At 72.8% G+C, this 22580-nt stretch carries 17 protein-coding genes and 1 pseudogene; 17 read left to right on the forward strand and 1 reads right to left on the reverse strand.

From position 1 onward, the window contains the following. The first annotated feature begins 151 nt into the window (after positions 1 to 151). The 13 genes and pseudogenes from ACYQ8L_RS10190 (at position 152) to ACYQ8L_RS10250 (ending at position 16408) form a co-directional block, all read left to right on the forward strand. Positions 152 to 619 carry a hypothetical protein gene (locus tag ACYQ8L_RS10190; protein ID WP_459941687.1) on the forward strand — a complete coding sequence of 156 codons (468 nt, stop codon included), beginning with the start codon at positions 152 to 154 and terminating at the stop codon, positions 617 to 619. Between the two features lie 89 nt (positions 620 to 708). Continuing rightward, positions 709 to 1983 carry a bifunctional folylpolyglutamate synthase/dihydrofolate synthase gene (locus ACYQ8L_RS10195; RefSeq protein WP_459941688.1) on the forward strand — a complete coding sequence of 425 codons (1275 nt, stop codon included), beginning with the start codon at positions 709 to 711 and terminating at the stop codon, positions 1981 to 1983. After that, the gene (locus ACYQ8L_RS10200; RefSeq protein ID WP_459941689.1) at positions 1971 to 3965 is read left to right on the forward strand and encodes an LPS-assembly protein LptD; all 1995 of its coding nucleotides are present in this window, start codon (positions 1971 to 1973) and stop codon (positions 3963 to 3965) included. Before ACYQ8L_RS10195 ends, ACYQ8L_RS10200 begins: the two co-directional genes overlap by 13 nt. Then, a complete protein-coding gene (locus ACYQ8L_RS10205) occupies positions 3962 to 5533 on the forward strand; it encodes an N-acetylmuramoyl-L-alanine amidase (RefSeq protein ID WP_459941690.1) in 1572 nt (523 codons plus the stop codon). Before ACYQ8L_RS10200 ends, ACYQ8L_RS10205 begins: the two co-directional genes overlap by 4 nt. Then, positions 5530 to 8145, forward strand: coding sequence for a [protein-PII] uridylyltransferase (gene glnD, locus ACYQ8L_RS10210; RefSeq protein WP_459941691.1), 2616 nt, complete (start codon positions 5530 to 5532; stop codon positions 8143 to 8145). The genes ACYQ8L_RS10205 and glnD overlap by 4 nt, the downstream gene beginning before the upstream one ends. A gap of 188 nt (positions 8146 to 8333) precedes the next feature. Then, positions 8334 to 9209 (forward strand): M23 family metallopeptidase, encoded by an 876-nt coding sequence (locus ACYQ8L_RS10215; protein ID WP_459941692.1) that lies wholly within the window; start codon positions 8334 to 8336, stop codon positions 9207 to 9209. Positions 9210 to 9382: 173 nt separating this feature from the next. Then, positions 9383 to 9646: an exodeoxyribonuclease VII small subunit gene (locus ACYQ8L_RS10220; RefSeq protein ID WP_459941693.1), complete on the forward strand. Its 264-nt coding sequence runs from the start codon at positions 9383 to 9385 to the stop codon at positions 9644 to 9646. Next, a complete protein-coding gene (locus tag ACYQ8L_RS10225) occupies positions 9643 to 10539 on the forward strand; it encodes a polyprenyl synthetase family protein (RefSeq protein WP_459941694.1) in 897 nt (298 codons plus the stop codon). Before ACYQ8L_RS10220 ends, ACYQ8L_RS10225 begins: the two co-directional genes overlap by 4 nt. 158 nt (positions 10540 to 10697) lie before the next feature. Then, positions 10698 to 12590: a 1-deoxy-D-xylulose-5-phosphate synthase gene (gene dxs, locus ACYQ8L_RS10230; protein ID WP_459941695.1), complete on the forward strand. Its 1893-nt coding sequence runs from the start codon at positions 10698 to 10700 to the stop codon at positions 12588 to 12590. After that, positions 12587 to 13348, forward strand: coding sequence for a TlyA family RNA methyltransferase (locus tag ACYQ8L_RS10235; RefSeq protein ID WP_459941696.1), 762 nt, complete (start codon positions 12587 to 12589; stop codon positions 13346 to 13348). Before dxs ends, ACYQ8L_RS10235 begins: the two co-directional genes overlap by 4 nt. Positions 13349 to 13351: 3 nt before the next feature. After that, positions 13352 to 13930 (forward strand): annotated as a pseudogene (locus tag ACYQ8L_RS10240) (GTP-binding protein); the annotation flags it as partial. Positions 13931 to 14342: 412 nt separating this feature from the next. Continuing rightward, positions 14343 to 15113: an SAM-dependent methyltransferase gene (locus tag ACYQ8L_RS10245; protein ID WP_459941697.1), complete on the forward strand. Its 771-nt coding sequence runs from the start codon at positions 14343 to 14345 to the stop codon at positions 15111 to 15113. A 314-nt stretch (positions 15114 to 15427) separates the two neighbouring features. Then, positions 15428 to 16408 carry a U32 family peptidase gene (locus ACYQ8L_RS10250; protein WP_459941698.1) on the forward strand — a complete coding sequence of 327 codons (981 nt, stop codon included), beginning with the start codon at positions 15428 to 15430 and terminating at the stop codon, positions 16406 to 16408. Positions 16409 to 16623: 215 nt separating this feature from the next. Here ACYQ8L_RS10250 and ACYQ8L_RS10255 read toward each other — a convergent pair whose 3' ends face one another. Continuing rightward, positions 16624 to 17292: a hypothetical protein gene (locus tag ACYQ8L_RS10255; protein ID WP_459941699.1), complete on the reverse strand. Its 669-nt coding sequence runs from the start codon at positions 17290 to 17292 to the stop codon at positions 16624 to 16626. 274 nt (positions 17293 to 17566) lie between these two features. Here ACYQ8L_RS10255 and ACYQ8L_RS10260 point away from each other — a divergent pair, with 274 nt between their 5' ends. From ACYQ8L_RS10260 to ACYQ8L_RS10275, 4 genes are all read left to right on the forward strand, one after another. Next, complete coding sequence (locus tag ACYQ8L_RS10260; RefSeq protein ID WP_459941700.1) at positions 17567 to 18544, forward strand: ABC transporter ATP-binding protein; 978 nt, start codon at positions 17567 to 17569, stop codon at positions 18542 to 18544. Beyond that, complete coding sequence (locus ACYQ8L_RS10265; protein ID WP_459941701.1) at positions 18541 to 19305, forward strand: ABC transporter permease; 765 nt, start codon at positions 18541 to 18543, stop codon at positions 19303 to 19305. Before ACYQ8L_RS10260 ends, ACYQ8L_RS10265 begins: the two co-directional genes overlap by 4 nt. Positions 19306 to 19308: 3 nt before the next feature. Continuing rightward, positions 19309 to 20862, forward strand: coding sequence for a GldG family protein (locus ACYQ8L_RS10270; protein WP_459941702.1), 1554 nt, complete (start codon positions 19309 to 19311; stop codon positions 20860 to 20862). Positions 20863 to 21083: 221 nt separating this feature from the next. Then, positions 21084 to 22448 carry a DUF4340 domain-containing protein gene (locus ACYQ8L_RS10275; RefSeq protein ID WP_459941703.1) on the forward strand — a complete coding sequence of 455 codons (1365 nt, stop codon included), beginning with the start codon at positions 21084 to 21086 and terminating at the stop codon, positions 22446 to 22448. The last annotated feature ends 132 nt before the right edge of the window (positions 22449 to 22580 follow it).

Below are 22580 nucleotides of genomic sequence, written 5' to 3' on the forward strand. Positions count from 1 at the left end.
AGGAGCTTCCAAGTAGACTCGGTCTCGGGGTCGTCGGTCCCGTGGTCCAGACCGCGGCGGTCCACCGTCTGACCGGGAGCGAAAAGTTATTGTTCTTGCGAACAGGCCGCGCTCCGCGGCCTACCGGAGCTTCCAGCGGGCGGAAAACCCCATGGACGTCGCCTGCCACGAGTGCAACCCCTACCTCTGGAGCCTGGGCATCCTGGCCATCTTGGGGGTGTCCGCGGGCGGCCTGGGGGCCTGGGTCTGGGCGGCCCGGGCGAGGGCCGCCGCCCGGGCCGAGGCCGCAGCCTGGGCCGCGGGGGGGGCGGTGCGGTTCCAGGACGGGAACGCGGCCTTCTTCGGGGTGCGCTCGGCCGGATGGCGGCAGGTGCGAGGAAACGGGGTGCTCGTGGTCACCGACGAGGCGCTGTGGTTCCGCCGGCTGGTTCCGGCCCGCACCTGGGTGATCCCCCTCGACCGGGTGCGGGGCGTGTCCACCCCCAAGGTCTTCCTGGGGAAAACGGCGCTCCGGCCCCTGGTCGCCGTGGAGTTTCTCGGGGAGGCCGGAACCCCCGATGCGGCCGCCTGGGCCGTGAGGAATCCGCAGGCCCTGGTGCGGGCCCTGGAAGGAGCGTGAGGCGGCCCGGCCGAACCCCCGGGCCGGACAAACCCCTGGACGCCGCTGGGCCCCTGCGGGGCCTTCCAGCGCGAAGCCAAAGGAACCCCATGCCCAAAGCCCTCACCCCGGCGGAGGCGATCCGCCGGATCGACGGTCTCGAGAAGTTCGGCGTCCACCTGGGGCTCGACCGGATCGCCGAGTGCCTGCGGCGCCTCGGGAACCCCCAGTCCCGGTTCGCCGCGGTCCACGTCGCGGGCACGAACGGGAAGGGCTCGACCGCGGCCTTCACGGCCTCGATCCTCGAACGGGCCGGGTACCGGGTGGGCCTCTACACCTCCCCGCCCCTGGAGTCGTTCGGCGAGCGGATCCGCGTTGACGGCGCCGACCTGCCCAACGAGGCCGTGCCCGAGCTCCTGGCGCGGGTGGAGGCCACCGGGGTCGGGCTCACCCAGTTCGAGGTCATCACGGCCATGGCGTTCGTCCATTTCGCCGAACGGGGGGTGGAGTTCGCCGTGGTGGAGGCCGGCCTCGGTGGCCGGCTGGACGCCACCAACGTGGTGGAGCCCGCGGTGAGCGCGGTGACGAACGTGGGCCTGGAGCACGTGGAGCACCTGGGGCCCACGCTCGGCCACATCGCCCGGGAGAAGGCGGCCATCGCCCGGCCGGGGGTCCCGCTTGTGACCGCCGCCGAGGGGGAGGCCCTGGAGGCCGTGGTGGCCGAGGCCGGGGCCCGGGGAGCGCCGGTGGTGGTCGTAGGACGGGACGTGTTCGTGGACCCCAAGGGGGAGGGCTTCGGGTACCGGGGGAGGCGGTGGCACCTTGCGGGCCTCCGGCCGAGCCTCCGGGGGCCCCACCAGGGCCGGAACCTGGCCGTGGCCGTGGCCATGGCCGAGTGCCTGGCCGAGCAGGGGTGGCGGGTGTCGCCGGAGGCCGTGGCCCGGGGGGTGGCCGCGGCCCGGTGGCCGGGCCGGTTCGAGGTGCTGGGCCCCGGGCCGCGGGTGGTCTTGGACGGGGCCCACAACCCCCATGCGAGCCGCTGGCTCGCCGAGACGCTTCGGAGCGAACCCAAGGACCGGCTCCTTCTGGTGCTCGGGGTTCTCGGCGACAAGGACGCCCAGCGGATCGTCGCGGACCTCGCACCCCTCGCCGATCGGGTCTGGGTGACCCGGTCGGCTTCGGCCCGGGCGATCCCTCCCGAGCGGCTCCTCCAGGAGGCCCGGGACCTCGTGGGGGACCGGGCGCTCGCCGCCGCCGCGGTGCCCGAGGCCCTGGACCGGGCCCTGGCCGAGGCCGGGGCGGGGGACCTCGTGTGCGTGACCGGGTCGCTCACGGTGGTGGGGGAGGCGCGACGGCGGCTGAGGGAGCTCGGGTGGGTGTCCTGAGGCGCCCCCTTCTCGCGCTGGTCCTGGTGGCCCTCGCGGCCGGAGTCGGCCGCGCCCAGGCCCTGCGCCTCGACCGGGTGGGGGGGGAGGGGCCCGTGGAGATCCGGGCCCACGAGATCGAGGCCCGGCTGTTGGGGCAGGAGCCCGAGGTCACGGCCCGGGGGGCGGTGTCGGTGGTGTGGGACGGGTACCGGCTCCGGGCCGACCGGGTCCGGTTCGATCCGTCGGCCGATCGGGTGGAGGCGGAGGGCCGGGTGGTGTTCACCGACCCCGGCGGAAACCGCCTGGAGTGCGAACGGTTCGAGGTGAATCTCGGCACCCAGAGGGGGGTGATCCGGCGGGGGCGCCTGTGGATCGCGGCCGAGGGGTACGAGGTGTGGGGCGAGCGGTTCGAGCGGGTGGGCGAGCGCTCGTACCTCGTGGAACAGGGCGGGTTCACGGCCTGTGACGGTACCTGGCCGAGCTGGCGGGTCGAGGCCGACCGGGTGGACGTGGAGCTCGAGGGGTTCGTCCGGGCCCGGGGCGCCGCCTTCTGGATGGAGGGGGCCCCCCTCGCCTACGCCCCGGTGCTGGTGTTCCCGGTGATCCGGGAGCGCCGCACGGGGTTCCTGCTCCCCCGGCTCGGGTGGTCCGGCTCCCAGGGCCTGCGGTGGCTCCAGCGGTTCTACTGGGCCCCGGCCGACGCCTGGGACGCGACGCTCCGGGCCGAGTACCGGAGCCGCCGCGGTTGGACCGAGGGGGTCGAGGTCCGGTACGCTCCGGCCGAGGGCCACGCCGGCCGGGTGGACCTGGAGCACCTTTTCGACCGGACCGATCGGTCCCACCGCTACGCCGTGGAGGCCGACCACGAGAGCCGGTTCGGGGAGGGACAGCGCCTCCGGGTGCTCGGCCGGTACCAGGGAGACACACGGTACCGGGAGGAGTTGGCCGACGACCTGGACGAGCGGGAGGCCCGGAGGCTCCGGTCGTTTGGGCTGTGGTCCTGGGACCGGGCCGGCGGCACGGCCTACGGTCTGGCCGAGTTCTTCCAGGCCCTGGACACCTCCCAGGCCGGGGTGCTCCAGACCCTGCCCCGGGTCGGGTTCCTGGGACGGCCGGTGCGGGTGGCCGGGCCCCTGGTGGCCGACCTGGAGGCGGACGCGGCCCGGTTCTGGCGGGCCCAGGGGGAGCGGGGGGAGCGGTTTTCCCTGTTCCCCCGGGTGGGGCTGGACGGCCGACTCGGGGCCCTGGCCGGCACCGCAAGGGTGGGGTTCCGGGAGAACGGGTACCGGCTGGACGGCGGCGACCGATCTCGGGGCGCCCCGGTGGCCGAGGCCGCGGTGGGCGCCTTCGGCTGGCGGCGGTGGGGCGGATGGCTCCACACGTTGGAGCCCTTTGCCGGGATCCGCGTCGAGGGCCGGGGCCACGGCGACGACCCGCCGGTGTTCGACACCGCCGACCGGTTCGACGAGGGGGCGCTCGCCCGGGCCGGCCTCGGCACCCGGTGGCTCCGGGCCGGGGAGGAGTGCGTCGGCGCGGACCTCGCGGCCGAGCGCGACCTCGACCGCGGAAGCGCGGGCACGATCCGGGCCGACGCCTTCTGGGTCCTCGGGGGCCGGTGGTGGGTCGAGGGGGAGTACGACCTCGGCTCCGAGGCCTGGGAGTCCTGGGGGGCCGGGTGGCGCACCCGGGGGGACGACCGGCGGTTCGCCCGGGCCGAGGTCCGGCACCGGCGCGACGAGACCACCTACCTCGACCTGGGCCTCGGGGTGGGCCTTGGCCGGTACGGCCGGGTCGCCTACCGAAACCGCGCCGATCTCCTCGAGGGGCGGCTCCTGGAGGACGCGATCCTCCTGGGCGTGCGCCACCCCTGCTGGGAGCTCGACATCACGTACAGCCGCACCCTGCTGGCCGAGGAGGACCGCCTCGACCGAAAGGTGTTCCTGACGGTGAACCTCAAGGGATTGGGAAAGCTCGGTACCTGGAAGGGGTTCGTGCCGTGACCCGGGCGCGGCGGGTTGCGCTCGGGTGTCTGATGGTGCTCGTGCTCGCGGCCGCGGCCGCGGCCGGGGGGGATCCGGGAATCCCCCTTTACGAGGCCGCCCGGGTCCGGTACCGGGCTCTGGAGGCCGACGGCCCGGAGGCCCGAAACCCCGAGAACTGGCGCGAAACGGCCGATCGGTTTCGGCGGGTGGCCGACGAGGCGCCCCGGTCGGCCAAGGCCGACGACGCCCTCTACATGGTGGGGATCTGCCGGGAGCGGGCCGCGGCGCTCTCGGCGGGGCCGGCCGACCGGCGGGCGGCGGTGGAGGCCTACGACCGGCTGGCCCGGGCGTACCGCGATTCCCGTCTGGCCGACGACGCCCTCTTTCGGGCGGGCCGGATCCTGGAGGGGGCCGGGGATCGGGCCGGGGCGCGGCGGTTCTACGAGCGGGTGCTCCGGGACACCCCGTCGGGAGACATGGTCGGGGCGGCCCGCCGCCGGCTCCGGGATCTCGACCGGCCCACCACCGTGGCCGGGGTGCGCCGGTGGTCGGGCCCACGATACACCCGGGTCGTGGTGGACCTGGGCCACACCGTGGCGTACCAGGTGGGGGAGCTCCCGGCCGACCCGAACGCGAAGCGGCCGCCCCGGATCTTCGTCGATCTCCGGCCGGCCCGCGTGGGGCGGGGCTGCGAGCGGTGCGTGGCCGTCGGGGATGGGCTGGTGCGGCAGGTCCGGGTGGCCCAGCACGACCCCGACACCGTGCGGGTGGTGCTCGACCTCGAGGAGCCGGCCGACCATCGGGTGTTTCCCCTGGAGGGGCCGGCCCGACTGGTGATCGATGCGTTCTCGTCGCGTTCCGCGTCCGAGGACGTGGTGGCCCGGGTCCTGCGCGAAGGGGCGGCGGGCCGCCGTCCGTTCCGGGTCGTGATCGACCCCGGCCACGGCGGGAAGGACCCGGGCGCCCTCGGGCCGGGGGGGCTCAAGGAGAAGGACGTCACCCTGGCCATCGCCCGGGAGCTCGCTTCGCTCCTCCGGGAGCGGGAGGGCTGGGAGGTGCGGCTCACCCGCGACCGCGATGTGTACCTCTCCCTCGAGGAGCGCACGGCCCGGGCCAACGCATTCGGCGCCGATCTCTTCCTCTCGATCCACGCCAACGCGAGCCCGTCCCGCCGGGCCCGGGGCATCGAGACCTACTACCTGAGCCCGGCCTCCGACCGGGCGGCCCGGCGGCTCGCGGCCCTGGAAAACCAGGGCCGCGAGGAGGACCTGGCCGAGATGGAGCACATCCTGGCCGATGTGGTGCTCTCGGCCAAGGTGGAGGACTCCCGGCGCCTCGCCCGGGCGGTGCAGGAGGCCCTGGTGGACGAGCTCGCGCGCAGCGTGGGGCCCGTGCGGGACCTCGGGGTCAAGCAGGGCCCGTTCTATGTGCTCACCGGCGCGGTGATGCCGGCTGTGCTCGTGGAGACGTCGTTCATCACCCACCCCGAGGAGGCCCGCCGGCTCCGGGACCCCGCGTTCCGCAAGCGCGTGGCCCAGGCTCTCGCGAAAGGGGTCGAGGCGTTCGCCCGGGGGAGGGGGGGATGACTTCGGTCCTGGCGGCCCCGGCCCTCCCCGCCGACCCGGGCGAGCGCGCTAGGGCCGTGGCCCGGTGGGCCGAGGCGGCCCGGGAGGAACTGCGCGCGCTTCACCGGAGCGGCGCCGGGGGGGTGGAGCTCGTCCGGCGCTGGGCCCGGGCCGTGGACGGCCTCGTGATCGCCCTGTTCCGGGCCGCCGGGGCGCGGCCGGACGCCGTCTGCCTCGTGGCCCTCGGCGGGTACGGCCGGGCCGAGCTCTCCCCGGCCTCGGACCTCGACCTCCTGATCCTCCACCGGGGCGACGACGATCCCAAGGCGGTGGCCGAGGCCCTGTGCTACCCCCTGTGGGACGCCGGGTTCGAGGTGCAGGCCGTCACCCGTACGGTGGAGGAGAACCTGGCGGTGGCCCGGGCCGATCTGCGGAGCCGCACGAGCCTCCTGGAGGCCCGCCGGCTCTGGGGGGCCGAGGACCTCTGGGCCGAACTCGAGGATCGGGTGATCGCCGGCGAGATCCTCTCGGGCGACCGGGCCGGGTTCGTGGAGGCGAAGTGGGCGGAGCTGGAGGCCCGCCACGCCCGGTACGGCGACACGGTGTACCTGCTGGAGCCCCAGGTGAAGGAGGGCCCGGGGGGCCTTCGCGACATCCACACCGCCGAGTGGGTGGTGCGGGTGGCGGCCGGAACCCGCGACCTCGACGAAGCCTGCCGGCGCCTGGGGGTGCCGTCCGGCGAGCGCGAAGGGCTCGAGGCGTGCCGGGAGTTCCTGCTGCGGGTCCGCAACCAGCTCCACCTGGCCGCCGGCCGGCGCGACGACCGGCTCGGCTTCGAGCGCCAGGACGAGGCGGCCGGGGTGTTGGGGTTCGAGGACGGGGCCGGGGTGCCGGGGGTGGAGCGGTTCCTCCAGGCCTACCACGCCACGGCCCGGCGGGTCATGCACCTCACCCGCACGGTGATCCGCCGGGCCCGCGCCGACGGGGCGGCGCGGGGAGGCACCGAGCCCTGGCGGGAGCCGGGGGTCGGGTTCCGGGACGGGGAGGTGGTCGTGGACCCCGGCGAGGTGGTGCGCCGGCCCATCGTGCTTCTGGCCGCGTTCGAGGCGGCCCAGGAGACCGACCGGGAGCTCTCGCCCCAGGCCCTGGAGGCGGTGCGGGAGAACCTCCACCGGGTGGACGACCGGTTCCGGCGGGACCCCGAGGCCGTGGCGCGGTTCCTGGGGATTCTGCGGGCCCCGCGCCGGGTGGCCACCACGCTCATGACCATGCACGAGGTGGGGTTCCTCGACCGGTTCATCCCGGAGTTCGCCCGGATCCACGGCCGCTGCCAGCGGGACCTCTACCACGTCTACCCCGTGGACGTGCACAGCCTGTTCGCCGTGCGGGAGCTCCGGCGGCTGGCCCGGGGGGAGTACGAGGGGGCGTTCCCCGTGCTCACCGAGCGGATCCGGCGGGTGCGCCACCCCGAGGTGCTCTACCTGGCCGCGCTCCTCCACGACGTGGGGAAGGGGAGCGGGGGCGGCCACGCCGAGCGGGGGGCCGAGGCGGCCGTGGCCGTGGCCGACCGCATGGGGTTCGACCCGGAGCAGCGGGAGTATCTGGTGTTCCTGGTGCGCCGGCACCTCCTGATGGCCCGGACGGCCCAGGCCCGCGACCTCGACGATCCCGACGTGATCGCGGCGTTCGCCCGGGAGGTGGGGGACCTGGAGTCCCTGGACCTCCTGTACCTTCTGACCTTCTCCGACATCCGGGCCGTGGGCCCGGGGGCCTGGACCCCGTGGAAGGGGGGGCTCCTGGAAACCCTTTACCGCCGGACCCGCCGGTTCCTGGAAACCGGGGGCGAGGCCGGGCCCCGGCGGGACGACCCGGTCCGAGCGGCGGCCGTGGCCGACCGGCTCCGGGGAGCGGCGGCCGGCCGGGTGCCCCGCGACGAGGTGGAGGCGTTCCTGGCCGGGGTGGAAACCGTGCGCTACCTCCTGGCGAACCCCCTGGAGACCCTTCTGGCCCACCTGGAGGCGTTTGCCGGGCGGCACGACGACCCGGTGGTGCGGTTCCGGGAGGTCCCCGAGGAGGGGCACGCGGAGGCGGTGCTCGTGACCCGGGACCGGCCGGGGCTTTTTGCCCGGGTGGCCGGGGTGCTCGCGGCCCACCGGTTCAACATCCTGTCGGCCGTGCTGAACAGCCGCACCGACGGCTGGGTGGTGGATGTGTTCCGCCTGAAACGAGCCGGCGACGGGCCCGACCGCTGGCCCGGCTGCGAGGCCGCGCTCCGGGCGCTTCTGCGGGGGGAGGTGGAGTTCGGAAAAATCGAGGAGCGGCTCCGGCGCCGGGGGCTCCGGCGGCCGCTGCCCGAGGTGCCGCCCGAGGTGCGGGTGGAAAACGAGGCCTCTCGGCGCTACACCGTGGTGGAGCTCAAGGCGGCCGACCGGCTGGGGCTCCTCTACGACGTGGCCCGCACGCTCGCCGACGAGGGATGCACGATCCGGATCGCCAAGATCACCACGAGCCTGCGGCGGGCCGTGGACGCCTTTTACGTGGAGGACGCGCAGGTGGGAGGAAAGATCCTCGACCCCGATCGGGTAGAACGGCTCCGAACGGCCCTGGAGCGGGCCGCCGGAGGCCCGGCATGAGGCGGGTCAGCGAAGCCCGGCGGGGGGCCGTGTTCCTCGCCCGGCTCGTCCGGAGGGCAGGGCCTCGGAGGTCCCCCCGGTCTCTCGGCGGGGGTTCGGCCCGCGCCGGGGCGGCGCCGGGGTCGGGCCGGCGGGCGGAGGGTCCCTCTTTGGGCCAGGGCCGCCTCGCGCTTTGCCGGAGATGGGTTGTGGCGTGGTTGGCCCTGGGGCTCGCCCTGCCTGCCGCGGCCGGGGTGCGGATCGAGCCGGAGCGGCCGCGGCAGGGGGAGTTCTTCCGGATCGTCTGGACCCCCGAGGGCGAGGGGAGCGGATGGCGGGTCCGGTTCGGGGGCCGGGAGTTCTGGCTCTGGCCCGCTTCGGACGCCGCCTGGGAGGGCCTGGTGGCCGTGGATCCCGACGCGGCCCCGGGCCCGGCGGAGTTGGAGATCGCGGGTCCCGGCGGCCCGGCGTGGCGGGGCCACGTCACGGTGGAGGCCCGGGCCTTCGGCGAGCAGCGGCTGCGGGTGGACCCCCGGCACGTGAACCCCGACCCCGCTGACGCCGCCCGGGCCGCCCGGGAGGCCAAGCGGATCCGGGCCGTGCTCTCCCGGGTGTCCCGGCCCCGGCTCTGGGCCGGGCCGTTCCGGCTCCCGGCCGAGGGGCCGGTGTCGAGCCCCTTCGGGGTGCGGCGTGTGTACAACGGCGAACGAAGGGGGTACCATTCCGGGCTCGACATCGCCGCGCCCCGGGGCGCCCCGGTGCGGGCCGCCGAGAGGGGGGTGGTGGCCCTGGCCGATGATCTCTTTTACACGGGCCGCACTGTGTTCCTGGACCACGGCCTGGGGCTCTTCACGGCCTATTTCCACCTGGACGAGATCCGGGTGCGCGAAGGCCAGCCCGTGGAACCAGGGGAGGTGATCGGGCTTGTGGGCTCCACCGGCCGGTCCACCGGTCCCCACCTCCACTGGGGCGCGTACCTGGCCGGCTTGAAGGCCGACCCCCTCGCCCTGCCTGGGGTGCCCGACCCGAGCCGGCCGGGGGAGGGGAAGGCTGAGGGGGCCGGGCCGCCGGCCGCGGAAGATTGACCCGGCGTCAATACAGGCGCGCAAGGAGATCGCGAGGGCATGGGGCCTGCTTCCGGCCGTGCGTGAGTGCGGCATCCGGCGACTGTAGGGGCCACGCCCGGCGCTCCAGCAGGCCCCATGCCCCCGACCATGGCTATTTAGCCGCCGGAGTAATAGTGAAGGGAGAACGTGCGGTGCCGAAGCGAAAGCAACCGGAACGGTTCGAGGACCTTCTGGCGCGGCTCGAGGCGCGGGTGGAGGCCCTGGAGTCGGGCGACCTCGACCTCGAGGCCGCCCTCGAGGCCTACGAGGAGGGGGTGCGGCTCGCCCGGGAGTGCCACCGCCGGCTCGACGAGGCCGAGCGTCGGATCGAGGTGCTTCGCCGGGGCGAGAACGGGGAGCCCGTGGCCGAGCCGTTGGAGCCGGGCCCGAACGCCGGCGGGGGGCCGGGCCGATGAGCGCCGAGGTGCTCGCCTACCTCGACGCCTGCCGGGCCCGGGTGGACGCCTGGCTCGACCGCTGGATCCCGCCGGCCGACCGGTTCCCCAGGCCGCTGTTCGAGGCGATGCGCTATAGCCTGTTCGCGGGGGGCAAGCGGATCCGTCCGGCCTTCGCCCTGGCCGCCTGCGAGACCCTCGGGGGCGAGCCCGAGGCGGCCGTTCCGTTTGCGGCGGCGCTCGAGATGGTGCACACCTACAGCCTGATCCACGACGACCTGCCGGCCATGGACGACGACGACCTGCGCCGGGGCCGGCCCACGAACCACAAGGTGTTCGGGGAGGGCATGGCGATCCTGGCCGGGGACGGGCTCCTGACCGACGCCTTCGCGGCCCTGACCGACCCCGAGGTGCTGGCCGCCCACCCGGCCGAGCGGGTGGTGCGGGCCGTGGGGGAACTGGCACGGGCGGCGGGTACGGCCGGCATGGTGGGCGGCCAGGCCCTGGATCTCGTGAGCGAGGGCCGGGTCCCGGACCTGCCGACCCTGGAGTACCTCCACACCCACAAGACCGGGGCGCTGATCCGGGCGTCGGTGGTGCTGGGGGGCCTGGCCGCCGGGGGGGCGGACGAAGACCTGGACCGGCTGGGCCGGTTCGCCGAACGGGTGGGGCTGGCGTTCCAGATCGCCGACGACCTCCTCGACGTGGAGGGCGACCCCGAGCGGCTCGGGAAACCGGTGGGAAGCGACGAGAGCCGGGCCAAGGCGACCTACCCGGCCCTCTTGGGCCTTGCGGAGTCGCGCCGCCGGATGGAGGAGATCACGGCCGAGGCCCTGGCCCTGCTCGACCCCTACGGGGACCGGGCCGGCACGCTCCGGGCCCTGGCCCGGTTCGTGGTGGAGCGGCGTCACTGAGACGACCGGCCGGAGCGATCCTGACGGTCAGGGCCGGAATCGGTGCGGGTGGTGGGAAGACGGTGCCCGGTCGACCGGTTCTGCCGGGGCGGGAAGGGGGTTGGGCCTTCTCGCCTCCCAGCTTTCCAGCCTTCTAGCGTAAGACCTTAGGAATCCGAATGGCCGAACGCGAACCCCTCCTGCCCCGCATCGGGGGGCCGGAGGACCTGAAAGCCCTGGACCGAGCCGACCTCGAGCGGTTGGCCGACGAGGTCCGCCGGTTCATCCTGGAGAAGCTCTCCCCGGTGGGGGGCCACCTGGCGTCCAGCCTGGGGGTGGTGGAGCTCACGGTGGCCCTGCACCGGGTGTTCGACTCCCCCCGGGACCGGATCATCTGGGACGTGGGCCACCAGTGCTACGCCCACAAGATCCTGACGGGTCGGCGGGACCGGTTCCCCACGATCCGGCAGCGGGGCGGGCTTTCCGGGTTCCCGAAGCGCTCCGAGAGCCCCCACGACGCCTTCGGCACCGGCCACTCCTCCACCTCCATCTCCGCCGGGCTCGGCATGGCTGTGGCCCGGGACCTCGCGGGAGGGGACCACAAGGTGGTGGCCGTGATCGGCGACGGGTCCATGACCGCCGGGTTGGCCTTCGAGGGCCTCAACCACGCCGGCCACCTGGACCGGGACCTGGTGGTCGTTTTGAACGACAACGAGATGAGCATCTCCCCCAACGTGGGGGCGCTCTCGTCGTACCTCTCCCGCATCCTGACCGGGGACCTCTACTCCCGGTTCCGGAAGGACGTGGAGGAGTTCCTGCGGGCGATCCCCAGCCTGGGCGGGGCCATGGCCCGGCTGGCGAAGCGGGTGGAGGAGCACGTCAAGGGGTTCTTTTCGCCGGGCATGCTCTTCGAGGAGCTCGGGTTCACCTATGTCGGGCCCATCGACGGCCACAACGTGGGCCACCTCGTGGCCGCGTTCGAGAACGTGAGGAAGTTCCGAAAGCCCGTGCTCGTGCACGTGGTGACCCGGAAGGGCAAGGGGTTCCCGCCGGCCGAGCGCTCGCCCACGGCGTTCCACGGGGTGGGGCCCTTCGACCCCTGTAACGGCGCCTGCCGGCCGGGGTCGGGTGCCGCCCCGAGCTACACCGAGGTGTTCCGGGACACCCTGATCGAGTTGGCCGAGGCCGACCCCAAGATCGTGGCCATCACCGCGGCCATGCCCGAGGGAACGGGGCTCGACCGGTTCCGGGAGCGGTTCCCCGACCGGTTCTTCGACGTGGGCATCGCCGAGCAGCACGCCGTGACCTTTGCGGCCGGGCTCGCGGCCGAGGGCTGGAAGCCCGTGGTGGCCATCTACTCCACGTTCCTCCAGCGGGCCTACGACCAGATCGTGCACGACGTGGCCCTCCAGGACCTGCCGGTGGTGTTCGCCCTGGACCGGGCCGGGCTGGTGGGGGCCGACGGGCCCACCCACCACGGGGCCTTCGACCTGTCGTACCTGCGGCACATCCCCGGGGTCGCCGTCCTGGCCCCGGCCGACGAGGGGGAGCTCCGCCACGCCCTCGCCACGGCCCTGGCCTTGGGCCGGCCGGCCGCCGTGCGCTACCCCCGGGGCAAGGGCATCGGGGTGCCCCGGGAGGGGCCGCCCCGGCCCTGGCCGCTCGGGAAGGGCCGGGTGGTCCTGGGCGACCCGGCCGACCCCGGGGTGCTGGTCCTTTCGGCCGGCACCGTGCTGGGAGCGGCCCGGGCGGCCGTGGAGCGGGCCCGGGCCGACGGGATTCAAGCTCTCGTCTTCGACGCCCGATACGTAAAACCGTTGGACCGGGAGGGAATCCTGGATCTCGCGTCCCGGGCCCGGGCCGTCGTGACCGTGGAGGAGAACGCGCTCGCCGGCGGGTTCGGCTCGGCCGTGTTGGAATGCCTGGCCGACGAGGGGGTCCCGATCCCCCGGGTGCGGCGGCTGGGGCTCCCCGACCGGTTCGTGGAGCACGGCACCCAGGACGAGCTGCGGCGGCTCGTGGGGCTCGACGCCGACGCGATCCTCGCCGCGGTGAGGGATCTCGCGGGGTGACCGAACGGGTCCGGATCGACGAGCTCCTGGTGCAAAGGGGGCTCGCCCCGAGCCGCCAGAAGGCCCAGGCCCTGGTGCTCGCGGGCCTCGTGGTGGTGGGGGACCGGCGGATCGAGAAGCCCGGCCAGCGGGTGGACCCGGGGGCCGAGGTGCGGCTCAAGGGGGAATACTGCCCCTACGTGAGCCGGGGGGGATTGAAGCTCGAGGCGGGTCTTCGGGCCTTCGGCCTCGATCCCGCGGGGTGGGTCTGCGCCGACGTGGGTGCGAGCACGGGCGGGTTCACCGACTGCCTCCTGCAGCACGGGGCCCGGCGGGTGTACGCCATCGACGTGGGCTACGGCCAGCTCGCCTGGACGCTCCGGCAGGACCCCCGGGTGGTGGCCCTGGAGCGCCAGAACATCCGGACGCTCCCGGCCGACGCCGTGCCCGAGTCGGTGGACCTGGTGGTGGTGGACGTCTCGTTCATCTCGCTTCGGCTCGTGCTGCCCCGGGCGTGGGAGCTCCTGCGGCCCGGGGGGCGGGTGGTGGCGCTGGTGAAGCCCCAGTTCGAGGTGGGCCGGGAGCACGTGGGAAAGGGCGGAGTCGTGCGCGACCCCGAGCGGCGGCGGGAGGCCCTGGAGGCGGTGCTCGGGGTCGCCCGGGAGATCGGGTTCGAGGTGGCGGGCACGGCGGAGAGCCCCGTGCCGGGGGCGAAGAAGGGCAACGTGGAGTTTCTGGCCCACCTGGTGCGGCCGGAACCCCAAGACCCAACGAGGTAGGCCATGGCGATCTTCAACTACGCGGCCCGGGAACTCACGGCCAAGATCGTGTACTACGGTCCCGGCCTTTCCGGAAAGACCACGAGCATCCAGTACATCCACTCCCGGATCAGCCCCAAGAACCGGGGCAAGCTGGTGAGCCTGGCCACCGAGACCGACCGGACGCTCTTCTTCGATTTCTTCCCGGTGGATTTCGGCACGGTGGGCGGGTTCCGGGTGAAGTTCAACTTCTACACCGTGCCGGGCCAGGTGTTCTACAACACCACCCGCAAGCTCGTGCTCAAGGGCGCCGACGGCGTGGTGTTCGTGGCCGACTCCCAGCCGGGCATGATGGAGCAGAACCTGGAGAGCCTCGAAAACCTCAAGGAGAACCTGAAGGCCCACGGCATCGACTGGGAGACCGTTCCCTTCGTGATCCAGTACAACAAGCGCGACATCCCAGGGGCCCTTCCCATCGAGGAACTGCGCCGCCACCTGAACCCCCGGGGCGTGCCCGACTTCGCCACCACGGCCACCACGGGCGAGGGGATCATGGAGGCCATGAAGACCATCTGCAAGATGGTCCTAGAGGACATCCAGAAAAAGCAGCGCCGGGGCGCCGGAAAGGCCCCGGCCAAGCCGGCTCCGGCCGCCGAGCCTGCGGAGCCCCGGGCCGAGGAGCCGGCCCCGCCCAAGGTGGAGGACATCCGGGAGGTCCAGGCCCGGGCGGCACGGAAGGCGGCCGAGGCCCCGACCCCCGGGGTGGAGCGCACCCTGGTGGTGCCCGTGCAGGGCGGGGGCCGAAGCCAGGTCCAGGTGGCGATCCCCCTGGAACTCGAGATCCAGGAGGGGGTCGAGGCCGTTCAGATCCAGGTGCAGGTGCGGGTCGAGTACCTGACGGCCGGGGCCGGGGAGGTGCGGCTCCGGGAGGTCACGGCCGAGACCCGCACGGCCCCCGAGCCCGAGGCCAAGAAGAGGGGCTTCTTCGCCCGGCTGTTCGGCCGGGGGTAGCGGGGTGGCGCACCCGGTCTACTTCATCGGGGCGGGCCCCGGCTCGCCCGACTACCTGACCCTGGAGGGTGCCCGGGCCTTGGAGGAGAGCCCCTCGGTCCTGGCGCCGGCCTCGTTCCAGAGGAGCTTCGCCGGGCTGCTGGCCGGAAAGGACCTCGAAAGCCCCTTCGCGCTGCCCCACGCCGAGGTGGTGGCGTGGATCGAGGCCCGCCTCCCCCGGGGGCCCGTGGGGGTTCTCATCCCCGGGGACTTTTCCGTCTTCTGCCCGTTTCAGTCCTTTGTGGCCGCCTTCGGCGACCGGGCCCGGGTGATCCCGGGGGTGGGCGCCCACGCCGCGGCCGCGGCCCTCCTCAAGAAGACCTTCGACCTCCCGGAGGTGGCCCACGCCACCGTGATCACGAGCCCCCGGGCCTTCGGCCGGGGTGGCGGCTCGGTGCGGCTCCGGGACTTCGCCCGGCCGGGCACCACGCTCGTGCTCTACATGAACGACCGGCCGCTCCCGGAGCTCGCGACCGAGCTCCGGGCCGGGTTCGGGAAGGACGTGCCCATCGCGATCCTCGAGAACATCGGTTGCCCCGACGAACGGGTGACCCTGGCCACCCTGGACACCGTGGTCGAGGCCGTGGGCGACCGAGACCCCTTCGGCGTGGACTCCTCGGACCCCGAGCCGGCGCTCGCCCTGGTGGTGGCGGGCGAGGTGCTGGCCCGGGACGAGGACCCCTCGTGGTGGGACCGGCGGTACGAGACCGTGTGGAAGCCCCGGGGCATGAGGTGATGGGGCGGTCGACGGTCCACGGTCTGCGGTCGGGGAGGGGCGGCTTTGTCAGGGGCCGGTGGACGGAAGACAGCCGGCAGGGCTTTTCTGGCACCTGTCCTCTGATCTCCGTTTCGGGTACGGAAGCCCCTTCGACACGATGGGGCTTACGATGAAGCGGAAATCACAAATGTGATCGACCTGGCGCCCGCTGAGTTCCCACGAGGCATTACCGATCTCCGCGGCCGGCGAACCGCTGGTGCAGGGCCCGGCGGGGGGATTCCCTGGACGGTTCGGCGCCCCTCCGTTTTCCCGTGCATCAAAGCTGGAACTCCATGGGTTTCAAGCCTCCCAGCCTCCCAGCCTCCCAGCCTCCGGGCCTAGCACCGCCGGGCATCCTGGCCCCGATCGACCGGCCCGACGAGGTGGCGCCGCTGGCCGAGGCCGGGGCCACCGACCTCTACGGCGGGGTCTGGGCCCCGGACGGTGAGGCCGGCCTCTCGGCCACCCAGCGCACCTTCGCATCGGCCCACTTCGCGGGTGAAGCGGCGCTCGCCCAAGCCATCGCCGAGGCCCGGGAACGCGGGCTCGGGTTCCACCTCGCCCTGAACGCCCCGGGCTACGCCCCGGGCCGCATCCCCGGCATGGTCGCCCTGGCCGCCCGCGCGGCCGGGTGGGGCGCCACGGGGGTGATCGCCGCCGACCCGGGCCTCTTGGCGGCCCTGCGGGACGAGGGCCTCCCCCTGGTCCTCACCCTCTCCACCCTGGCCGGGGCCCTGAACGCCGAGACCGTGCGGTTCTACCGGCGCTACGGCGTGGCCCGGGCCGTGCTGCCCCGGCACTTGACCCTCGCCGAGATCGCCTCGCTGTGCCGGGCCGTGCCCGAGGTGGAGTTCGAGACCTTCGTGCTCGTGGGGGCCTGCCCCAACGAGGAGGCCCTGTGCACCTTCCAGCACGTGAGCCCTTCGAAGCGCTGGCCCTGCGAGATCCCCTACCGGCTCGAGACCTCGCGCGGGAAGCCCCTGGCGGCGGCCCACCCGCTCGCCCGCTGGCACGGGCGCTGGCGCCGGGCCGACCGGCGGCTCGGGTGCGGGATCTGCGGCGTTCCGTCCTGGCTCGGGGCCGGGGTCCGCCACCTCAAGATCGTCGGCCGGGGCGGCCCCACCGAGGCCAAAGTGGCGAACGTCCGTCTGGTGGCCGCCGCGGCCCGGGGCGAGATCGCCGACGGCCGGGCCGCCTACCGCGCCCGCTTCGGCCGCCCCTGCGAGGCGCTCACCTGCTACGCGGGCGAGTTCTGGCGGGAGGAGAGATCGTAACCGGATGCGGTTCCCTGTCCTGGGGGGCGAAGGCGGCGCGAAACTCCAACTCCGTGAGCCATAGAACGCAGACATCCGTAGCATGCCGGACCTGCTCGACCGCCCGGGAAGGGGCAGACATCGGGACGTCCAGCGGTCCGGGGGCGCCGGTGTTGAAGCAGGGCATCAAAATCGTTCCCTGATCGAAAGCAGGCGCCGCCGGTTTGCAGCCGGGGTCACCGCCGGAGCAGCCGGGCGATCGCGTCGTCGATGTCGGAGGGGGCGACCCCGGCGGCGTGGAAGAGGGCCCCCCAGGTCGCGTTCCCCGCGCGCACCTCGTTCAGGAAGCCCACCGGATCCCGGCCCCGGAGGAGGCCGAGCAGGGTCGCGGCCACGGTCTCGGCGTCGGAGGCACCTGCAAACCGAAGCGCGGCCACCCGGTCGGCCGAAGCGCCGAGCCGCCCCACCAGCACCTCGTCCACCGCCGCGCCGGCCGGGTCGGCCCCGGCGCGGAGCGCCTCCCCCACCTTCCCCGGCACGGCGTCGGGCGCCACCCCGAGCGCCGCCAGCGCCCCGGTCCACGACCCCGCCTTCCCGTAGGCCGCGAGGAGTTCCCCGGCGTCCCGGCCGGTGGCCGCGGCCAGGCCGTGGGCGGCCCACAGGGCCTCCGGGGAGGTGCCGGTCATGAGGGAGCGCACCACGAGGCCCTTCGACACCCCGAACGCGGCGGCCAGAAGGGAGTTCCGGGAGGTGGCCAGCACGTAGGGGTCGGCCGCCTCGGGCCGGGCGGGGTCGAAGCTCCGGTCGCGAAAGCAGTGGCAGTTCACCGTGGGCGCGGCCGGGGCCGCTGCCGCCAGGCCCAAGACGAAAACGAGGACGGCGGCGAGGACTCGGGGACGGATCATGGAGGCTCCTTGTCGTTTGGCGGGAGGACGGGACACCCCTTGCGTTCCGGCGTTGGTGTTCCGCGCCGGGGACCGGCGGCGCTCCCTCTTCGCCCGCCCATCCTACCCGCCCCTCCCGCCCCGGGGCCATGACCGGGGTCAAACCGGCGCGTCTCATCGACTTTTAATCTTCGCCTAATGCCTTCCTAAAGTTCCGGTGCCATGTTGTGGGGCCGGCCGCTCGCCGGGGCGGCCGGGCCGCGCGGTGTTCGGTTTCGTTGCCGAGGAGGAAGCCATGATCCAGGCCGAGAACCTCACCAAGTACTACGGGGACGTCTGCGCCCTGGCGGGCGTGTCGTTCCACGTGGAGCGGGGGGAGATCGTGGGACTCCTGGGCCCCAACGGCGCCGGGAAGACCACGGCCATGAAGATCCTCACCTGTTTCATGCCCCCCACCTCGGGCACGGCCCGGGTGGCCGGCCACGACATCTTCGAAGAACCCCTGAAGGTCAAGCGCAACGTGGGGTACCTGCCCGAGGAGCCGCCGGTCTATCCCGAGCTCACGGTGGACGAGTACCTCTCATACGCCGGCCGGCTAAAAGGGCTCTCGGGCGGCGCCCTCCGCGAGGCCAAGGCCCGGGCCATGGAGAAGTGCGGGGTGGACCACGTGGCCCGGCGGCTCATCGGGAACCTCTCCAAGGGCTACCGCCAGCGGGTGGGGCTCGCCCAGGCCCTCTTGCACAACCCGCCGGTGCTCATCCTCGACGAGCCCACGGTGGGCCTCGACCCCGTGCAGATCCTGGAGATCCGGGCGCTGATCAAGGAGCTCGCCCAGGACCACACCGTGATCCTCTCCACCCACATCATGCAGGAGGTGGAGGCGGTGTGCGGCCGGGTCATCATCATCAACGAGGGCCGGATCGTGGCCGTGGACACGGCCGACAACCTCCGGAGCCAGATGGGCACGAGCCGCCGAATCCTCGTCCGGGTGGCCCGGCCCAGCGCGGACCTCGTGACAAAGCTCATGGCCCTGGACGGGGTGCTCGACGTGGAGGCCGAGGACGACAGCCTCTACCGGGTGGAGAGCGCGCTCGACCGGGACGTGCGCGAGGACGTGGCCCGGGTGGCCGTGGAGAGCGGCGCCGGGCTCCTGGAACTCACGGGCGTGGCCGTGAGCCTGGAGGAGGTGTTCCTCAAGCTCACCACCGAGGACGTGCCGGCCGGCCTCGCCTCCGACGAGGCGGCCCCCAGCGCGGCGGAGGGAACGGCATGAGTCGGGTGCTGACGATCGCCGGAAAGGAACTGCGGACCTACCTGGTCTCCCCCATGGCCTGGGTGGTGGCCACGGTGTTCCTGGGGATCAGCGGGCTCCTCTTCTACAACATCATCACCTGGTACAGCATGCAGAGCTTCCAGCTCATGCGCATGCCCCACCTGGGCGGCCAGGTGAACGTGAACCAGATGGTGTTCCAGCCCACGTTCCACAACATGGCCGTGACGCTCCTGCTCCTCGTGCCCATCGTGACGATGCGGCTCCTGGCCGAGGAGAAGAAGAACAAGACGGCCCAGCTTCTCTTCACCTCGCCGGTGCGCCTGGGGGAGATCGTGGCCGGCAAGTTCCTGGCGGCCCTGGCGCTCCTGGGGGGGATGCTGCTTCTCACCCTCTACATGCCGCTCCTCGTCTGGGCCTACGGCAGCCTCGACTGGGGCCCGATCTGGTCGGGGTACCTGGGCATGCTCCTTCTGATCGGGGCGTTCGTGGCCTTCGGGCTGTTCGCCTCGAGCCTCACCGAGAACCAGATCATCGCGGCGGTGCTCACCTTCGGGATCCTGCTGGTGTTCTGGCTCCTGGGCTGGGCCGCCGAACTCGGCGGGGAGTTCGCCAAGGTGTTCGAGCACCTCTCCATCATCACCCACCTGGAGGGGTTCCTGAAGGGGGTCGTGGAGGTCAAGGACGTCGTGTACTACGCCTCGGTGGCGGCCTTCGGGCTGTTTCTGACCCACCGGGTGCTCGAATCGAACCGCTGGAGGTAAGCCATGGCCGGTGAGCTTCGACCCCGGGCGACCATGAAGGTCTCGAGCAAGGTGGCGGGCATCGTCGGCGCCCTGCTGGTGCTGGCGAGCCTGTTCGTGGCCGAGTACTACCCCACCCAGAAGGCGCTGCTGTGGATCCTGGCCGTGGTGGGCGGCGCGGCGCTGCTGTTCTTCTTCGTGGCCGAGCGGCACCTACTGGCCCGGGCGCCCGGGAGCCGGGCGGCCCGGTACGGGGCCAACGCGGCCGCCATCACCCTGGCGTTCCTGGGGATCCTGGTCATCGTGAATGTGTTGGGGATCCGCCACAACGCCAAATGGGACGTCACCGCCAACAAGCTCTACACCCTCTCGGACCAGACCTTGAAGGTGCTCCGGGAGCTCGACAAGGACGTCACGGTCACGGCGTTCTTCTCCGATGGCTCCGAGGACCGGGCCCGGATCAAGGACCTCCTGGACCGCTACGCCGACGAGACCCCCCACCTCAAGGTCTCCTACGTGGACCCCGACAAGAACCCGGCCCTGGCCCACCAGTACGGGATCCGGCAGTACGGCACCACGGTGTTCGAGGCGGGCTCCAACACCCACCGGATCACCGAGGTCAGCGAGGAGGCCCTGACGAACGCGCTGGTCAAGGTGACCCGGGAGGGCAAGAAGACCGTCTATTTCCTGGCGGGCCACGGGGAGCACTCCATCAACGACACCCAGCGCACGGGCTACTCCGAGGCTAAGAAGGCCCTGGAGGACCAGGGGTTCGCGGTCAAGGAACTCCTGCTCCTCAAGGAGGGGGAGATCCCCAAGGACTGCGACGTCCTGGTGATCGCCGGGCCCACGAAGCCCTTCCTGGACAAAGAGGTCGAAGCGGTCCGGTCGTACCTGGAAAGCGGGGGTAAGGTGCTGGCCCTGCTGGACCCCCAGGTGGAGACCGGGCTCGAGCCGGTGCTGGAGGCCTGGGGCGCCGTGCTTCACGACGACGTGGTGATCGACACCATGAGTCGGCTGTTCGGGGGTTCGTACACGACCCCGATCGTCACCGAGTACCCGCCCCACGAGATCACCCGGGACTTCCAGTTGGCCACGTTCCTGCCTATGGCCCGGAGCCTCGACAAGGCCAAGAGCCTGCCCGAGGGCGTGCGGTTTTCGCCCATCGCCCGCACCTCGAACCAGGCCTGGGGCGAGACCGACCTTTCGAACCCCAGCGCCTCGTTCGACCCGACCCAGGACGTGCGCGGCCCGCTCACGCTCGCCGCGCTTTTCGAGAAGACCCAGGGCGAGGGCGACGCCAAGACCGAGGCGCAGCTTCTCCTCGTGGGCGACTCGGACTTCGTGGACAACACCTACTTCAACTTCTCGGGCAACGGCGACCTCTTCCAGAACATGGTGAGCTACCTCGCCAAGGAGGAGGACCTCATCTCGATCCGGCCCAAGGACACGAAGCCCCAACCTCTGGTGCTGAGCCGGGCCCAGGCCGCCACGCTCTTTTACGCGAGCGTGATCGTGGGGCCGGCGATCCTCGTGCTCGCCGGGCTCGGCATCTGGTGGCGCCGGAGGAACCTGTAGGACAGAGGGCAGGAGTCAGGGGACCGGGCTCGTTCTCCCCGCGGGGGAAACCGGGGGCGGTCCCGGGTGACGGCCCCCCCTCCCCCCACCGGGGGAGCCCAGGGGCGGTCCCGGGCGACAGCCCCCTCTCCCCCCCCACCGGGGGGAGAGGGTCGGGGTGAGGGGGGGAAAGGCTTCCCAGCTTCCTAGCGTTCTCGCTTCCCAGCGTTCAGGAGTTCGCCATGCGCTTCAAGGGTACCTGGATCGCGATCGGCATCTTTGCGGCGCTCGCCGCCTACCTCTACTTCGTGGACCAGCCCCGGTACGAGGCCAAGCAGGAGGCCGAGAAGAAAGAGGGGCTCCTCTTCCCCGATCTCAAGACCGACCAGATCACCGAACTCGCCATCCAGCGGAAAGAGACCACGGCCCGGGTCAAGAAGGGCGAGGACGACAAATGGTTCCTGGTGGAGCCCGTGGAGGACCGGGCCGACGACGGCCGGGTGCGAACGCTCCTGTCGGACCTCAAGAACATGAAGGCGAAAAAGGAGGTGGCCCCGGCCGACGCCGACCTCGAGCCCTTCGGGCTCAAGGAGCCCGAGGCCGTGATCCGCACCAAGGGCGTCGAGATCGAACTCGCCGTGGGGGCCCAGAACCCCGTGGGCGACGCCCGCTACGTGCGGGTGGGCGAGGGGCCGGTCCACGTGGTGCAGAACTACGCTCTCTCCGGGTTCCTCAAGGACGTCTCGGACCTGCGGAACAAGGACGTGGTGGAGGGCTTCTCCTGGAGCCGGCTCGAGGCCGTGGCGATCCGGCCGGCCGAGGGGCAGCCCGTGCGGCTCGTCAAAAAGGACGACCGCTGGTTCCTGGAGGAGCCGTTCGCCGCCGAGGCCGACCCGGCCGAGGCCGACAAGGTCACCGACAAGCTCCGCTGGGCCCGGATCAATCGGTTCCTGGACGAGCCCAAGGACAAGGCCGACGGGAAGCTGGCCAAGGGGATCCGGGTGGAGCTCAAGGCCGAGGGAGAGAGCGAGCCCGTGGTCGTGGAGATGGCCGAGGTGGAGGGTCAGGTCTGGGCCCGCACCTCGGGACGCAACGCGCTTTTCACCATCAACAAGGACGTGCTGGAGGCGTTCCGGGTGGACCCGGAGACCCTGCGGCGCAAAAAGCCGGTGCTCACCAAGACCTGGAAGGTGGAGAAGCTCTCCGTCACCGTGGACGGCACGGAACTCGCCTACGAGAAGGACGCCGGCAAGTGGAAGCGGGCCGGGGCCGAGGTGGGCGACGAGGAGCGAACGAAGCTCGACGCGCTGCTGCGGGCGCTCGAGAACACCAAGGCCGACGAGGTGGTGGCCGAGCCCGGGCCCGCGGCCGACTACGGCCTCGACCAGCCCGCGGTGAAGGCCGCGGTCACCGACACCGAGGGCAAGGTCCAGGAGGTGGCCCTGGCCGAGAAGGCCGGCGCCGTCTACGCCCGGGCGGGCTCAGCGGGTCCGGTGTACAAAATGCCCGCCTCGTACCTGAAGGCGTTCCGGGACCTCGCCCAGGCGGCCCAGGCCAAGCCCGCCGAGGACAAGGCCGAAGATGCCGAGGCGAAGAAGACCGAGTAATCCCCCCTCCGATCCCTCCCCCGACCGGCGCCCGCCGCGCTCGCCCCGAGCCGGCGGGCGCCCTTTGTTTGCCCCTCTCGCCTTTGGCGGCCCGGATTGTGCATGATGATCATGCTGGTAACGAGGGCGCGG

Source organism: Deferrisoma palaeochoriense (assembly GCF_054656955.1).

Bases quoted from the DNA above. Each gene is read 5' to 3' on its own strand.
- ACYQ8L_RS10265 (WP_459941701.1), top strand. From the start codon at position 18,541: ATGAGTCGGGTGCTGACGATCGCCGGAAAGGAACTGCGGACCTACCTG.
- glnD (WP_459941691.1), top strand. From the start codon at position 5,530: ATGACTTCGGTCCTGGCGGCCCCGGCCCTCCCCGCCGACCCGGGCGAG.
- ACYQ8L_RS10270 (WP_459941702.1), top strand. From the start codon at position 19,309: ATGGCCGGTGAGCTTCGACCCCGGGCGACCATGAAGGTCTCGAGCAAG.
- ACYQ8L_RS10225 (WP_459941694.1), top strand. From the start codon at position 9,643: ATGAGCGCCGAGGTGCTCGCCTACCTCGACGCCTGCCGGGCCCGGGTG.
- ACYQ8L_RS10260 (WP_459941700.1), top strand. From the start codon at position 17,567: ATGATCCAGGCCGAGAACCTCACCAAGTACTACGGGGACGTCTGCGCC.
- ACYQ8L_RS10195 (WP_459941688.1), top strand. From the start codon at position 709: ATGCCCAAAGCCCTCACCCCGGCGGAGGCGATCCGCCGGATCGACGGT.
- ACYQ8L_RS10275 (WP_459941703.1), top strand. From the start codon at position 21,084: ATGCGCTTCAAGGGTACCTGGATCGCGATCGGCATCTTTGCGGCGCTC.
- ACYQ8L_RS10250 (WP_459941698.1), top strand. From the start codon at position 15,428: ATGGGTTTCAAGCCTCCCAGCCTCCCAGCCTCCCAGCCTCCGGGCCTA.
- ACYQ8L_RS10255 (WP_459941699.1), bottom strand. From the start codon at position 17,292: ATGATCCGTCCCCGAGTCCTCGCCGCCGTCCTCGTTTTCGTCTTGGGC.
- ACYQ8L_RS10190 (WP_459941687.1), top strand. From the start codon at position 152: ATGGACGTCGCCTGCCACGAGTGCAACCCCTACCTCTGGAGCCTGGGC.
- dxs (WP_459941695.1), top strand. From the start codon at position 10,698: ATGGCCGAACGCGAACCCCTCCTGCCCCGCATCGGGGGGCCGGAGGAC.